Here is a 13,915-nt window from a genome sequence, read left to right as displayed (position 1 = left end):
TCCGGGGCTCGTCCCGACGGGGGCCTATCTAGCCACTTTGCCCCGGACTTGCGAGTCCGATGGGCAATTCCGCTTCGGCGGAATCTTCGTCCCATGCGGCGGTTGTCACGCCCGTGTCATCCGGCTTGCCCAGCGCCAGCTCGATCTGCGCGTCATCGACCGGATCGAGCAGGCCGGCGGCGCGCAATTCGTCAATTCCGGGCAGTTCGCGCAGCGAGGCAAGGCCGAAGTGGGTCAGGAAATCGGGCGTCGTCGCATAGATCACCGGGCGGCCGGGCACCTCGCGCCGGCCGACGATCCGCACCCAGCCCGCTTCCATCAGCACGTCGAGCGTGCCCTTGGCGGTCTGCACGCCGCGAATCGCCTCGATCTCGGCGCGGCTCACCGGCTCGTGATAGGCGACGATCGCCAGCACCTCGGTGGCCGCGCGGCTGAGGCGCTTCACCTCCTCGCGCTCGCGCCGCAGCAGGTGCGCCAGATCGGGCGCGGTCTCGAAGTGCCAGCGCTTGCCCCGCTCCACCAGATGCACGCCGCGCCGCGCATAGTGCCGCTGCAATTCGGCCAGCGCCTCGCCCACGTCCGCGCCGCCCAGGTGGGTCGAGATCGCCTCGGCGGTCATCGGCTGGCCGGCGGCGAACAGCGTCGCCTCGACCGCGCGGACCAGTTCGTCGGGCCTTTGCGGTTCGGGCGCGCTCACCCGCGCACGGCCTTGAGGCGCAGCGGCCCGAAGATCTCGTCCTGCGCCAGCTGCGCCTGGCCCGTGCGCGCCAGTTCCAGCGCGGCCACGAAGCTGGAGGCCAGCGCCGAGCGGCGCAGGCGCGGATCGGCCCATTCGCCTTCGCGCGGCGGCGGCAGGAACTCGCGCAGCTCCATCCAGTCCAGCGCCACGCCGAGCATCGCCGAAACCCGCGACAGCGCGCTGTCCAGCGTCATCACCATGCGTTCGCGCACCATGTGGACCACCGGCTCGGCCCGGACCTTCACGTCGCCATAGGCGCGCACCAGATCGAACCATTCGCATTGCCAGCGGTTGCGGCGATCGACGCGCAGCCCCTCGGGCGCGCCGCGCGCGAAGACGTCGCGGCCCAGCCGGTCCCGCGCGATCAGCCGCGCCGCCGCCTCGCGCATCGCCCCCAGCCGCTGCAGGCGCAATTGCAGGCGCAGCGCCAGTTCCTCGGGGCTGGGATCTTCCTGCTCCTCGCGCGGGAGCAGCAGCGCCGACTTGAGATAAGCCAGCCAGGCCGCCATCACCAGATAGTCGGCCGCCAGTTCCAGCCGCAGCGCCTCGGCCCGCTCGATATAGGTCAGGTACTGGTCCACCAGATCGAGGATCGAGATGCGCCGCAGATCCACTTTCTGCCGCCGTGCCAGATCGAGCAGCAGGTCCAGCGGGCCTTCCCAGCCGTCCAGCTCCAGATAGAGCGCCGCGTTGGCCGTGCCGGCGCTGGCGACGCCGTCCCATTCGTCCCCGGGCGGCGCACCCGGTGACAGGTCCGTCGTCACGTCCGTTCCTCGGTAAAGGCCAGCAGCGTGTCACGCCGGGCGATCAGCTCGGCCTGCCGCCCGGCCCGGCTTTCCGCCGCGATCGGGCCTTTCGCCGAGGCGAGCGCGCGGTGCAGGCGCCGCGCGCTCGCCTCGGCCATCACCGGCAGGCGCTGCGCGATGCCCACCATGTCGGCCATTTCCGCCCAACAGTTGAGCGCGATGTCGCAGCCCGCCGCGATCGCCCGCTCGGCCCGCTCGGGCACCTCGCCGGAAAGCGCGTCCATGTCGAGATCGTCGGTCATCAGCAGGCCGGCAAAGCCGATGCGCTTGCGGATCACCTCGCCGATCACGAAAGGCGAAAGCGTGGCCGGATTGGCCGCGTCCCACGCGGTGTAGCGGACATGCGCGGTCATTCCCACGGGCACGTCGGCCAGCGCACGGAACGGATGGAGATCGGCCTCCAACTCAGCCTCGCCGGCGGTGATGGTGGGCAGTTCCTTGTGGCTGTCGGCCAGGGCGCGGCCATGGCCCGGCATGTGCTTGACGCAGCCGACGATCCCCGCCCGGCCCAGCCCGGACAGCGTCGCCCGGCCCAGCGCGGCCACCCGCATCGGGTCCGCCCCGAAAGCGCGATCGCCGATCACGTCGGTCGCGCCGGGCTGGCGGATGTCGAGCGAGGGATGGCAATCCACCGTCACGCCCACTTCGGCCAGGTCGATGCCCATCGCCTCGGCGCTGCTGCGCGCCGCCTCGATCGCGCTGGCGGGGGCGACATCGTAAAGCCGGTCGAACGCCTCGGCGGGCGGATAGGCGGGCCATTCGGGCGGCTTCAGCCGGGCGACCCGGCCGCCTTCCTGATCGATGCAGATGAACAGCCGTTCCCGCCCGTGGAGCGCGCGCAGATCGTCGGTCAGCGCGCGAAGCTGATCGCGGTTGGCGATGTTGCGACCGAAAAGAATGTAGCCGGCCGGATCGCAATCGCGAAAGAACGCACGTTCCTCATCGGCAATCGTCAGCCCGGCCAGACCGAATATCGCAGGGACCATGCCGGATGATTTTCAGGAATCGGCGATTCCCGCAAGTCCGCGCGAAGCCGGGGATGTGCAAAACGCCGCGCGGCGATGGCGGGAAGGTCCGCTCAGGGCTTGACCTGGCAACTGATGTTCGCGGCCTTGAGGTTGCGGCACAGGGCATCGGCGGCGGCCCGGTCATTCGCCACGGCCTGCAGCCGGTAGACGGTGCCGATATCGGCCTGCCCCTGCAGGATGCGATGGCGCACGCCGCTGAGGCTGGCGGACTGCTGCGCCAGCCGCGCCCAGCCCTTCTCCGCCGCGTCGCGCGTGGAATAGGCGCCCACCTGCACGCCGATGCCCGAGGTGTCGGCGCCGGCGGCACCACTGGCCGAAGGCGCGGGCGAAGGGGTGCCCGAAGGCGCGCCCGATGCCGAAGCGGCCGGCTTGGCCACGCCATCGAAGCCCGGCCTGGGCGCGGGCGCGCTTTCGTCGATCTGCACCGGCCGGCTCTGCCCCTCGGCCACGGCGAAGCGCGTGTCGCCCGTGCCGCTGACGACTTCGCCGCCGGGATTGTCGGGCTTGACCTTGTAGGGGCCGCTGGGCGCGGTGATCGTGCCGCCATCGGCGACAAGCTGCTCGTCGGGCCGGTCGCGCGTGGCCCACCAGATGCCGCCGACCAGCAGGCCCAGCGCTGCCAGGCCCAGCAGGACCAGCGCGATCACCTGGCCAGTGCCGTATCCGGCATATTCCTCTTCATCATCATCGCCTTCCAGCCAGGGCAGGCGGGTATCGTCATCGCCCAGGTCAAGCTGCGCGGGCTCGTTGCCGAACGGCGCGCCTTCGTCGTTCTCCGCGAAGGGATCGAAAGGCTGTTCGCGATCGTTCTCGGGCAGGTTGTCCGCAGCCGCCATGGTCACATTTCCTCCACCGCCTCGACGCCGAGCAGCGCCAGGCCGTTCCTGACCAATTGCCCCATCTGCGCGGCCAGGAAAAGCCTTGCGTCGGTAAGGGCCGCATCCTGTGTCAGGATGAAGCGCTTTTCCGGCCGATCGTTGCCAAGGTTCCAGTAGCCGTGGAACGCGGCGGCAAGGTCATGCAGGAAGAAAGCGATGCGGTGCGGCTCGCGCGCGGCGGCGGCGGCTTCGACCAGGCGCGGGAACTGCGCGGCAAGCTTGACCAGCTCCAGTTCCTCCTCGCCCAGCAGCTCGATCGCGCCGGCCTGCGGCGCGCGTCCCTCGGCGTCGGCCTTGCGCAGCGTCGAGCGGACGCGGGCGTGGCAATACTGGACGTAGAACACCGGATTGTCCTTCGATGCTTCCACCACCTTGGCGAAATCGAAGTCCATCTGCGCCTCGGGCTTCCTGGTCAGCATGGTGAAGCGCACCACGTCCTTGCCCACTTCGCGCACCACGTCGGCCAGCGTGACGAACGTGCCCGCCCGCTTCGACATCTTCACCGGCTCGCCATTGCGCAAGAGCTGGACCATCTGCACCAGCTTGATCTCGAACGGCGTGGGCACGCCATCGGCCCCGGTCATCGCCGCGACCGCCGCCTTGATCCGCTTGACCGTGCCGGCATGGTCCGCGCCCCAGATATCGACCATCGCGTCGGCGGTCTGCGCCTTCTGGAAATGATAGGCGAGGTCGGCGCCGAAATAGGTCCACGACCCGTCGGACTTCCTGATCGGCCGGTCCTGATCGTCACCGAACCGGGTAGAGCGGAACAGCGGCAGCTCCACCGGCTCCCAGTCCTCGGGCGTCTTGCCCTTGGGCGCTTCGAGCACGCCGTCATAGACCAGATCGCGCGCGCGCAGCCAGGCCTCGGCCTCGGCCGGCTTGCCGGCGGCCTGGAGTTCCGCCTCGGACGAGAACAGGTCATGATGGATGCCCAGCAAGGCCAGATCGGCCTTGATCATCACGATCATCGCGGCGACCGCGCGCTCGCGGAACAGGACGAGCCATTCGCTGTCGGGCGCGGCGGCGTAGCGATCGCCGAATTCGCCGGCCAGCGCCTTGCCCAGCGGCACCAGGTAGTCGCCGGGATAGAACCCCTCGGGAATCTCGCCGATATCCTCGCCCAGCGCCTCGCGGTAGCGCAAGTGCACCGAGCGGGCGAGCACGTCGACTTGCGCGCCGGCATCGTTGACATAGTATTCGCGGATCACCTTGTGCCCGGCGAATTCGAGCAGCGTGGCCAGCGCATCGCCCACCACCGCGCCCCGGCAATGGCCCATGTGCATCGGCCCGGTCGGGTTGGCCGAGACGTATTCGACGTTGACCGTGGTGCCCCCGCCCATGGTGGACCGGCCATAGTCCGGCCCCAGCGCCGCGATCACGCGCAGCTCCGCCAGCCAGGCGGCGGGGGCAAGACGCAAGTTGATGAAGCCGGGCCCGGCGATCTCGGCACTGGTGACTTGCGGCAGCTTCACCAGTTCGGCCACCAGCGCCTCGGCCAGATCGCGCGGCTTCAGGCCGGCCGGCTTGGCCAGCACCATCGCCGCATTGGTGGCCAGATCGCCGTGCGCCGGATCGCGCGGCGGCTCTACCGTGATCGCGCCTCGCTTCAGCCCGCCGGGCAAGGTGCCCGCCCCTTCCAGCGCATCGAGCGCGGCGGAAAGGTGGCCCGAAAAGGCGGCGTAAAGGGTCTGCGTTTCTGTGCTCATGGGGCGCGCGGTTAGCCGGTTTGGCGGCGTAAGTGAACCTCAAGCTTGGCCAGGCGGGATCGCGGGGCGGCGCATTCGCTCCCCCTCGCGCGGCCCCGCCTGCATCCCTTGCGCACGGCGAACCTTCAAAACCCTTCCGTTTTCGCGTATCGGCCCGGTCCATGCCCCAAATCCCCGCCCCGAAGACCTACCGGGTCAAGAGCTTCGGCTGCCAGATGAACGTCTATGACGGCGATCGCATGGCCGAGCTGCTGGCCGAGCAGGGCCTCTCCGCCGCCGCCGAGGGCGACGAGGCCGATCTGGTCGTGCTCAACACCTGCCACATCCGCGAGAAGGCCGCCGAGAAGGTCTATTCCGACATCGGCCGCCTGCGCCGCGAGGATGGCACTAGCCCGCTGATCGCCGTCGCCGGCTGCGTCGCGCAGGCCGAGGGGGAGGAGATCATGGCGCGCGCGCCTTCCGTGCGCATGGTCGTGGGCCCGCAGGCCTACCATCGGCTGCCGGCGATGCTGGCCGAAGCCGCCGCCGGCCAGCGCGTGACCGACACCGACATGCCGGCCGAGACCAAGTTCGCCGCCCTGCCTCCCCGGGGCCAGGGCGACCGCCGGGTGGGGCCGACCGCGTTCCTCACCGTGCAGGAAGGCTGCGACAAGTTCTGCACCTATTGCGTCGTGCCCTATACGCGCGGCGCCGAAGTCTCGCGGCCTTTCGCGGACCTGATCGACGAGGCGCACCGGCTGGTCGATGCCGGCGCGCGCGAGATCACGCTGCTCGGCCAGAACGTCAACGCCTGGGCCGGCGAGGACGGCAAGGGCCGCGCGATCGGGCTTGACGGGCTCATCCGCGAACTGGCCGCCCTGCCCGCCCTGGCGCGCATCCGCTATACCACCAGCCACCCCAACGACATGGCCGAGGGGCTGATCGCCGCGCATGGCGAGATCGCCAAGCTGATGCCGTTCCTCCACCTGCCGGTGCAGGCGGGCAGCGACCGGGTGCTCAAGGCGATGAACCGCAGCCACACCGTGGCCAGCTACCTCGCGATCCTCGACCGGGTGCGCGCGGCCCGGCCCGACATCGCGCTGTCAGGCGATTTCATCGTCGGCTTCCCGGGCGAGACCGAGGCGGAGTTCGCCGAGACGCTCGCGCTGGTCGATGCGGTCGGTTATGCCCAGTGCTTCAGCTTCAAGTATTCGCCGCGCCCCGGCACACCCGCCGCGACGATGGCGGGCCAGATCGCGCCCGAGGTGATGGACGAGCGGCTGCAGCGCCTCCAAGCCGCGCTCAACCGCGACCAGCTTGCCTTCAACCGTGCCTCGCTCGGCCGGACCTGCGAGGTGCTGGTGGAGCGCAAGGGCAAGCATCCCGGCCAGTGGCTCGGCAAGTCGCCCTGGCTGCAATCGGTGCATTTCGCCGGCGAGGCGGCGATCGGCGAGATGGTGCGCGTGGAGCTGGCCGAGGCCGGGCCCAACTCGCTCCATGCACGGCTCGTCGAGAACGTGGCGCTTGCCTGAGCGTTTTCCCCAGCGCCGCCGCACCGTCACGCTTGCGCTGCACAGGCGCGGCACTATCGTTGCGAATCGAAGCTGATCCTTCCCTCGAAAGGAGTGCATGGCCCGAAAGACCGCCCGCGCCGATACCCTGGCGGCGCTTCGCCCGGAAACACCTCGCCGCGCAAGGATCGAGGTGCAGTTCGATGAGCCTACGCTGCTCGGCGCGCTTTTCGGCCAGTTCGATGCCAATCTCGTGCAGATCGAGAACCGGCTGGGTGTCTATATCGCCGCACGCGGCAACCGCATCCAGATCGAAGGCCCCGAAGACGCCGTCGCCCGCGCGCGCGATACGCTTACCGGCATGTACCACCGGCTCGAACAGGGGCAGGATCTGGATGCCGGCGCGGTGGAATCGCTGATCTCGATGTCGGCCGAACCCACGCTCGAAGGCATCATCGCCGGCGACGAAGGCGCGCCGCCGATCATGATCCGCACGCGCAAGAAAACGATCGTGCCGCGATCGGCCACGCAGATCGAATATATGCGCGCGCTGGCCCGGTCGGACATCATCTTCGCGCTCGGCCCGGCGGGCACCGGCAAGACCTACCTCGCGGTCGCGCAGGCGGTCAGCCAGCTGATGACCGGATCGGTCCAGCGCCTGATCCTGTCGCGTCCGGCGGTCGAGGCGGGCGAACGGCTGGGCTTCCTGCCCGGCGACATGAAGGAAAAGGTCGATCCCTACCTGCGCCCGCTCTACGACGCGCTCTATGACTGTATGCCGCCCGAGCAGGTGGAGCGGCGCATCGCCAGCGGCGAGATCGAGATCGCGCCGATCGCCTTCATGCGCGGCCGCACGCTGGGCGATGCCTTCGTCATTCTCGACGAGGCGCAGAACACCACGCCCGCGCAGATGAAGATGTTCCTCACCCGCTTCGGCCAGAACAGCCGCATGGTGATCTGCGGCGACCCGCGCCAGGTCGACATCCCCGGCGGCGACGCGATGAGCGGGCTGGCCGACGCGGTCGGCCGGCTCGAACGGGTGGACGGCATCGACGTGGTCCGCTTCAGCAGCGCCGACGTGGTACGCCACCCGATCGTCGGACGGATCGTGGAAGCCTACGAAGGCAAGGATTCCTGAGGCCTAGCGCCTGTCAGGCCATGGAACTCGATATCGCCATCGAAGCCGCCTGGCCGGACGCGACCGACTGGGAAGCACTGGCCGAAGCGGCCGCCGGAGCGCTCGCCACCAGCGCGCCCGAACTGGCGAACCCGCGCCTTGCCGCCAGCCTGCTGTTCACCGACGACGCCGAGGTCCACGAACTCAACCGCGAATGGCGCGGCAAGGACAAGCCGACCAACGTGCTCTCTTTCCCGATGGTGGAACGCGCCGAACTGCTGGCCCTGCCCGCCGGCGGCCCGCCAGTGCTCTTGGGCGACATCGCGCTGGCGCTGGAAACCTGCGCGCGCGAGGCGGCTGAAAAAGGCGTTTCGATCGAAGCCCACGCAGCGCACCTGATCGTCCACGGGCTGCTGCATCTGGCCGGGCATGACCACGAAACCTCCGACGCCGATGCATCCGCGATGGAGCGGCTCGAAACAAAGACTCTTGCTCTTTTGGCCATCGCGGACCCATATGGCGATGGAACTTAGGCTTTAGGGGCAAGCAATCGAAATGGCCGAAAATGGCCGCCACACCGAGTCCGGCGCGGGAGACCCGGACAGTAGTGGCTCGCTTTGGCGAGTCATCCGGCGATTATTCGTATCCGATGTCGATCAGTCGCTGCGCGCGCAGATCGAGGAAGTCATCAACGAGCACGAGGGCGAGAGCGATGCCGACGGCAAGGCCAACGGCGATCTCTCGCAGCTTGAGCGGCAGATGCTGCGCAACCTGCTCCACTTCAGCGAGCACGATGCCGACGATGTCGCGGTGCCGCGGGGGGAGATCATCGCCATTGCCGCTTCGGCCAGCTGGGACGAGGTGGTCGCCGCCTTTGCCGAGCACGGCCACAGCCGGATGCCGGTCTATGGGGAATCGCTCGACGAGATCGTGGGGATGCTCCACATCAAGGACGTGTTCACCATCCTGGCGCGCGGCGAGGCCCCGCCCCGGGACTGGTCGGCCCTGCTGCGCCAGCCGCTGTTCGTGCCGCAGGCGCGCGGCGCGCTCGACGTGCTGGCCGACATGCGCGCGCGCCGCATCCACCTGGCGGTGGTGATCGACGAGTATTCGGGCACCGACGGGATCATCACCATCGAAGATCTGGTCGAGGAAATCGTCGGCGATATCGAAGACGAACACGATGACGCGCCAGAAGAACTGCTGGTGCCGCTGGAACATGGCATGTGGGATGCCGATGCGCGCGTCGAACTGGAAGATCTCGCGGAGAAACTTGATCCGCGTCTTGCCGAAGTCGAAGAAGCCGTGGATACTCTTGGGGGGTTGGCCTTCGTTCTTGCCGGACGGGTTCCAGAAGTTGGGACCATTCTCGATCATGAGAGCGGCTGGCGGATCGAAGTCACCGGGGGTAACGAACGCCACGTCACGCGGCTGAGATTGCACCCGCCCGCCGATGAACACGAGGAAGAACCCGAATAGGCCGCGCGGGCAAGGCACCGGCGGCGCCAGCGGAAGAAAAGACCAGCATTGCCAGTACGCCGCCTTCCTCCCCTTCGCGCTCTTGAGGCTTTCGTGCGCGTCGTCCGTCTGGGTTCCGCCAAGGCGGCGGCGAACGAGCTTGCACTTTCGCCTTCGGCCCTCTCGCGCCGGGTCGCCGCGCTGGAGGACTTTACCGGCAAGCGCCTGTTCACGCGCCAGCACCAGGCCATGAAGCTGACCGACGAGGGGCTGGCCTTCTACAACGTGGTCGGCCCCAAGCTGGAAGAGCTGGCCGAGGCGGTGGAATCGCAGATCGACCGGGGCCAGGTGCTGCGCCTGCATCTGGGCGTGCCATCGCTGTTCGGCGGCCAGCGGCTGTTCCCGCGCCTGCCCGAGCTGCGCAAGCTGCACCCGCGCCTGCACATCGACATCGACACCGGGCCCCAGCTCGATTCGCGCGTGGGCGACAGCATCGACGCGGCGATCGTGCTGTCCAAGGAACCCGATCCGACGCTGTACAAAGTGCAGCTGGAACAGAACAAGGTCTATGCCATCGTCTCGAAGGAGATGGCCGCCGAGCTGGGCGACGTGCCCGACCGGGCCAAGCTGTCCCGCCAGACCTTCCTGATCCACAACGACTTGCCCGACAGCCTGGATGCCTGGAAAGCCGCGATCGGCATGGCCGATCTGGAACCGGCTTCGGTCGATCGCTTCGATTCGGGCCAGCTCGTGCTCGAAGCCGCCGCGCAGGGGCTGGGCATCGCCATCATGCATGACGACCATTTCCGCCGCGCGCACGATGACCGGCTGGCCCGCCTCTATGACATCGATGTGCCCAGCCCCTATCGCTACTGGTTCGTCTGCCGCCAGAAGGATCTGGAATCGCGGCCAGTGAAGATCTTCCACGAATGGATGCTGCAAGCCGGCCTCTGACCGGCCGAACCGACAAGGTGAACCGATGAGACCCCTGCTTCGTCTGGCCAGCGCCGCGCTGGCCCTGTGCGCCACGCCAGCTATCGCCCAGGAAACCCCCGCGCCCGATCCGGCGCGCGTGCAACTGGCTGAAAAGACGGTCGATTATGTCTTTCCATCAGGCACTTACGCCAAGATCATGAACAAGTCGATGGACGCGCTGATGGACAACATCATGCAGTCGGTCACGGCCATGCCGATGCGCGATCTGGCCGCGATGGGCGGGATCGACAAGGAACGGCTCGACAAGATGGGCCCGGCCACGATGCAGGAAGTGATGCTGATCCTCGATCCCGTGTTCGAGCAGCGCATGAAGCTGACCACGCGCGCGATGATGGGCGAGATGTCGGGCCTGATGACCCGGTTCGAACCGGACATCCGCGAAGGGCTGGCGCAGGCCTATGCCAGCCGGTTCGATGCCCGCCAGCTCGCCGAACTCAACGCCTTCTTCGCCACGCCCACCGGCGCGGCCTATGCCGAGCAGTCGATGCTGATCTTCACCGATCAGGCGGTGATGACGCGGATGCAGGCTTTCATGCCCGAAATGATGAAGCAGATGCCGGCGATCATGGAAAAGGTCAAAGCCGCCACCGCCGGCCTGCCCGAACCGAGGAAGCCGCAGGATCTGGACAAGGCCGAGCGCGCCAGGCTGGCCCACATCCTGGGCATTCCCGAAGACAAGCTGGACAAGCCCGGCGGCTAGCGGATCAGCGTTCCGGGTTCGGGCGGCAAGCCCCATTTCAGGTTCTCGGCCTCGCCCGCCGGCGGATCGGTGACGTGGTTGGCCTTGCGCGAGGCTTCGGCGCGCGGGCTGGCCCGGGCGGCGATCCAGGTCAAGCATTCGGCCAGATTGCGGATCTTGTGCGCCCGCACCGTATTGGCCTGCGGCGCGCAATTGATCACCAGCATGTCCTGCCGCACCGGCATTTGCCGCTGGCGCAGGTTGCCCACGATATCGCCGCGTTCGGAGATCGCCACCCGGCGGTTGGCGTTGACCGGCCCGGTCAGGTCATAGCGCGGCGAGGTGTTGAACACATAGGCCGCCACGCCTTCGACGTCCTGCGAGACCTGCAGCGCGATCGCCCCGCCCAGCGAATGGCCCGTCACGACGATCGGCACGGCGGCAAGACCCGCCTCGTCCAGCTTGCGGCGCTGCTCGCGATAGAGCGCAAGACCCAGTTCGCGCTGGGCACCGCCGATATTGCCGTGGAACCAGTCGGCCGCCTGCCGCACGTCGGTGCCGCGAAACGCGATGATCCGCCGTTTCGGCCGCGCCCCGCCCTCGACCAGATCGTAGACCGCATAGGCAAAGCCATAAGTCTTGCGATCCTGCGGCGGCGCCAGCTTGAGCGCGGCGCGCGCGGCCGGATCGCCATGCGCGGCCCGCCGTTCCAGCGCGCATGTCCCGCCGTCCGGCCCGCGCTCCACTTCGCGGAAGCGCCCGCCCAGATCGAACGGCTCGATATCGTCGCAATAGGTGTTGGTTGAAAGCTGGGCATATTCCCAGCTCTCCTCGGCCAGCGCGCGGGTAAAGCCGCACCAGCCGCCCGGCTCGCCGGTGCAGGGGCCATGGGCCTGGGTGAGATCGGGCAGGCTGCCGACGCAGCCCCCCAGCATGGCAAGCGGCGCCAGCGCCAGCGCCGCCCGCCAGATCATGCCGGAAAGGCCCGCCCGCCTCTCGCCGCCTCAGCCCTCGCTGATCGTCGCCTTGACGATCTTGCCCGGATGGCGCGGCGGCTCGCCCTTGGGCAGCGCGTCGACATGTTCCATGCCTTCCACGACCTGCCCCCAGACGGTGTACTGCTTGTCGAGGAACGTCGCGTCATCGAAAACGATGAAGAACTGGCTGTTGGCCGAATGCGGATAGCTGGCCCGCGCCATCGAGCAGACGCCGCGCACATGCGGTTCGGCGCTGAATTCGGCCTGCAGGTCGGGCTTGTCCGAACCGCCCATGCCGGTGCCGTCGGGGCAGCCGCCCTGCGCCATGAAATCCTCGATCACGCGGTGGAACGTGACGCCGTCATAGAATCCCTCGCCGACCAGCTCCTTGATCCGCGCGACATGGCCCGGCGCCAGGTCCGGGCGCAGCTTGATCTTGACGTCGCCGCCCCCGTTGCCGGTATCGAGCGTAAGCGTGAGGTATTCGTCGGCCATGGCAAATCTCCTGTGAATTTTCGCTCCCTATAGGGACTGGTGTCACAAAGTCATCAGCGGCGGCCATCGGCGGTTGCTTTTCATCCCCGCGCCCTTAGACCCCTCGCCCATGACTCCCGAGCAACTCGACGATACCGGCGTGGCGGAGGCTGAAGCGGCCCCCGAAACCTCGCCGGAAAGCGCGAGCCACGACGGGGAAAACCGCCTCAAGCCCGAATTCTGCCGCAGCGTGCAGGAAGCCCTGCGCGACGAAGACTATGACCGGGTCTATGACCTGGTCGAGCCGCTGCACCCCGCCGACATCGCCGACCTGTTCGAGCTGACCGACGACGACCTGCGGCCCGAGCTGGCCATCGCCATCCGCGACCTGATGGGCGTGGAAGTGATCGCCGAGCTGAACGACTGGGTGCGCGAGGCGCTGGTCGAGCGCCTGCCCGCCGATGTCGTCGCCGAGATCGCCGAGCAGCTCGAGACCGACGACGCGGTCGCGATGATCGAGGATCTCGATCGCGAGGACCAGCGCGCGATCCTGGCCGAGCTGGACCCCGAAGACCGCGCCGCGATCGAGGCCGCGCTCGCCTACCCGGACGAATCCGCCGGCCGCCTGATGAGCCGCGATTTCGTCGCGGTGCCCGAGCACATGACCGTGGGCGACCTGATCGATTTCCTGCGCGACAACCGGGAATTGCCCACCGAGTTCTGGGAAGTGTTCATCGTAGATCCCCGGCACCGGCCGATCGGCACTTGCGCGCTCTCGTGGATCCTGCGCACGCCGCGATCGATCAAGCTGACCGACGTGATGATGCGCGACCAGTCGCTGATCCCGGTCGGGATGGACCAGGAAGAAGTGGCGCTGCGCTTCCAGAAGTACGCGCTGATCTCGGCGGCCGTGGTGGACGAGGCGGGCCGGCTGGTCGGCCAGATCACGGTCGACGATATCGTCCACATCATCCAGGAAGAAGCCGGCGAGGACGTGCTGCTGCTGTCCGGCGCGGGCGAAGGCGACATCTACGAACCGATCCGCGATGCCTATTCGGCGCGCGTACGCTGGCTGATCGCCAACCTGGGCACCGCGATGATCGCCAGCTTCATCATCGCCTTCTTCGACGCGGCGATCGAAAAGCTGGTCGCGCTGGCCATCCTGATGCCCATCGTCGCTTCGATCGGCGGCAACGCGGGCACGCAGACGATGGCCGTCTCGGTCCGCGCCATCGCGATGAACCAGCTGACCCGCGCGAACACGCGGCGCATCCTCTGGCGCGAAATCCGCGTGGCGATGCTCAACGGCGGCACCGTCGCGCTGCTGATCGGCATGGGAACCGCGGTGATCTTCTCGCCGATGCTGGGCGCGGTGATCGCCAGCGCGGTGATCATCAACATCATGACGGCGGGGCTGGCCGGCGTGCTGGTGCCGGTGCTGTTCGACCGGCTGGAGCAGGACCCGGCAGTGGCCAGTTCGGTCTTCGTGACGATGATCACCGATTCGATGGGCTTCTTCGCCTTCCTGGGCCTTGCGGTGGTGTGCGGGCTGGCGGGCTAGGCG

General features: G+C 68.2%; 14 protein-coding genes. 7 read left to right on the top strand and 7 right to left on the bottom strand.

Annotated elements, in window-relative coordinates; all coding sequences use genetic code 11:
• Positions 1–28: 28 nt before the first annotated feature.
• The 5 genes from scpB to argS form a co-directional block, all read right to left on the bottom strand.
• Positions 29–697, bottom strand: coding sequence for an SMC-Scp complex subunit ScpB (gene scpB / locus PYV00_RS01445; protein WP_275226462.1), 669 nt, complete (start codon positions 695–697; stop codon positions 29–31).
• A complete protein-coding gene (locus tag PYV00_RS01440; RefSeq protein ID WP_275226461.1) occupies positions 694–1,503 on the bottom strand; it encodes a segregation and condensation protein A in 810 nt (269 codons plus the stop codon). The genes scpB and PYV00_RS01440 overlap by 4 nt, the downstream gene beginning before the upstream one ends.
• Complete coding sequence (gene nagZ / locus PYV00_RS01435; RefSeq protein ID WP_275226460.1) at positions 1,500–2,531, bottom strand: beta-N-acetylhexosaminidase; 1,032 nt, start codon at positions 2,529–2,531, stop codon at positions 1,500–1,502. The genes PYV00_RS01440 and nagZ overlap by 4 nt, the downstream gene beginning before the upstream one ends.
• A 92-nt stretch (positions 2,532–2,623) precedes the next feature.
• Positions 2,624–3,409, bottom strand: a complete 786-nt coding sequence (locus tag PYV00_RS01430) for an SPOR domain-containing protein (RefSeq protein ID WP_275226459.1) — start codon at positions 3,407–3,409, stop codon at positions 2,624–2,626.
• 2 nt (positions 3,410–3,411) lie between these two features.
• Positions 3,412–5,160: an arginine--tRNA ligase gene (gene argS / locus PYV00_RS01425; protein ID WP_275226458.1), complete on the bottom strand. Its 1,749-nt coding sequence runs from the start codon at positions 5,158–5,160 to the stop codon at positions 3,412–3,414.
• A 161-nt stretch (positions 5,161–5,321) separates the two neighbouring features.
• Here argS and miaB point away from each other — a divergent pair, with 161 nt between their 5' ends.
• The 6 genes from miaB (at position 5,322) to PYV00_RS01395 (ending at position 10,921) form a co-directional block, all read left to right on the top strand.
• Positions 5,322–6,671 carry a tRNA (N6-isopentenyl adenosine(37)-C2)-methylthiotransferase MiaB gene (gene miaB, locus PYV00_RS01420; protein ID WP_275226457.1) on the top strand — a complete coding sequence of 450 codons (1,350 nt, stop codon included), beginning with the start codon at positions 5,322–5,324 and terminating at the stop codon, positions 6,669–6,671.
• A gap of 97 nt (positions 6,672–6,768) precedes the next feature.
• Positions 6,769–7,788 carry a PhoH family protein gene (locus tag PYV00_RS01415; protein ID WP_275226456.1) on the top strand — a complete coding sequence of 340 codons (1,020 nt, stop codon included), beginning with the start codon at positions 6,769–6,771 and terminating at the stop codon, positions 7,786–7,788.
• A 20-nt stretch (positions 7,789–7,808) separates the two neighbouring features.
• Positions 7,809–8,300, top strand: a complete 492-nt coding sequence (gene ybeY, locus PYV00_RS01410; protein WP_275226455.1) for an rRNA maturation RNase YbeY — start codon at positions 7,809–7,811, stop codon at positions 8,298–8,300.
• A gap of 22 nt (positions 8,301–8,322) precedes the next feature.
• Entirely contained in the window at positions 8,323–9,246 is a 924-nt protein-coding gene (locus tag PYV00_RS01405; protein WP_275226454.1) for a hemolysin family protein, read from the top strand.
• A gap of 48 nt (positions 9,247–9,294) precedes the next feature.
• Positions 9,295–10,179: a LysR substrate-binding domain-containing protein gene (locus PYV00_RS01400; RefSeq protein WP_275226453.1), complete on the top strand. Its 885-nt coding sequence runs from the start codon at positions 9,295–9,297 to the stop codon at positions 10,177–10,179.
• A gap of 25 nt (positions 10,180–10,204) precedes the next feature.
• Complete coding sequence (locus PYV00_RS01395; protein WP_275226452.1) at positions 10,205–10,921, top strand: DUF2059 domain-containing protein; 717 nt, start codon at positions 10,205–10,207, stop codon at positions 10,919–10,921.
• Here PYV00_RS01395 and PYV00_RS01390 read toward each other — a convergent pair.
• Both PYV00_RS01390 and PYV00_RS01385 read right to left on the bottom strand, forming a co-directional pair.
• Positions 10,918–11,874: a hypothetical protein gene (locus tag PYV00_RS01390; protein ID WP_275226451.1), complete on the bottom strand. Its 957-nt coding sequence runs from the start codon at positions 11,872–11,874 to the stop codon at positions 10,918–10,920. The genes PYV00_RS01395 and PYV00_RS01390 overlap by 4 nt on opposite strands.
• A gap of 30 nt (positions 11,875–11,904) precedes the next feature.
• Entirely contained in the window at positions 11,905–12,372 is a 468-nt protein-coding gene (locus tag PYV00_RS01385; protein WP_275226450.1) for a peptidylprolyl isomerase, read from the bottom strand.
• Between the two features lie 109 nt (positions 12,373–12,481).
• Here PYV00_RS01385 and mgtE point away from each other — a divergent pair, with 109 nt between their 5' ends.
• On the top strand, positions 12,482–13,912 hold the full coding sequence (gene mgtE, locus PYV00_RS01380; protein ID WP_275226449.1) for a magnesium transporter: 1,431 nt from the start codon (positions 12,482–12,484) through the stop codon (positions 13,910–13,912).
• Positions 13,913–13,915: the final 3 nt, after the last annotated feature.

Source organism: Novosphingobium album (ex Liu et al. 2023) (assembly GCF_029076845.1).
Lineage (GTDB): Bacteria > Pseudomonadota > Alphaproteobacteria > Sphingomonadales > Sphingomonadaceae > Novosphingobium.
Note: the sequence above shows the minus strand (reverse complement) of the source record. Positions and strands in the feature narration are given on the sequence as shown.

What these genes read in the sequence shown, in the direction of transcription:
- PYV00_RS01430 (WP_275226459.1), bottom strand. Translation starts at nt 3,409, where the DNA reads ATGGCGGCTGCGGACAACCTGCCCGAGAACGATCGCGAACAGCCTTTC.
- mgtE (WP_275226449.1), top strand. Translation starts at nt 12,482, where the DNA reads ATGACTCCCGAGCAACTCGACGATACCGGCGTGGCGGAGGCTGAAGCG.
- PYV00_RS01395 (WP_275226452.1), top strand. Translation starts at nt 10,205, where the DNA reads ATGAGACCCCTGCTTCGTCTGGCCAGCGCCGCGCTGGCCCTGTGCGCC.
- miaB (WP_275226457.1), top strand. Translation starts at nt 5,322, where the DNA reads ATGCCCCAAATCCCCGCCCCGAAGACCTACCGGGTCAAGAGCTTCGGC.
- PYV00_RS01385 (WP_275226450.1), bottom strand. Translation starts at nt 12,372, where the DNA reads ATGGCCGACGAATACCTCACGCTTACGCTCGATACCGGCAACGGGGGC.
- ybeY (WP_275226455.1), top strand. Translation starts at nt 7,809, where the DNA reads ATGGAACTCGATATCGCCATCGAAGCCGCCTGGCCGGACGCGACCGAC.
- PYV00_RS01405 (WP_275226454.1), top strand. Translation starts at nt 8,323, where the DNA reads ATGGCCGAAAATGGCCGCCACACCGAGTCCGGCGCGGGAGACCCGGAC.
- nagZ (WP_275226460.1), bottom strand. Translation starts at nt 2,531, where the DNA reads ATGGTCCCTGCGATATTCGGTCTGGCCGGGCTGACGATTGCCGATGAG.
- PYV00_RS01390 (WP_275226451.1), bottom strand. Translation starts at nt 11,874, where the DNA reads ATGATCTGGCGGGCGGCGCTGGCGCTGGCGCCGCTTGCCATGCTGGGG.
- argS (WP_275226458.1), bottom strand. Translation starts at nt 5,160, where the DNA reads ATGAGCACAGAAACGCAGACCCTTTACGCCGCCTTTTCGGGCCACCTT.
- PYV00_RS01415 (WP_275226456.1), top strand. Translation starts at nt 6,769, where the DNA reads ATGGCCCGAAAGACCGCCCGCGCCGATACCCTGGCGGCGCTTCGCCCG.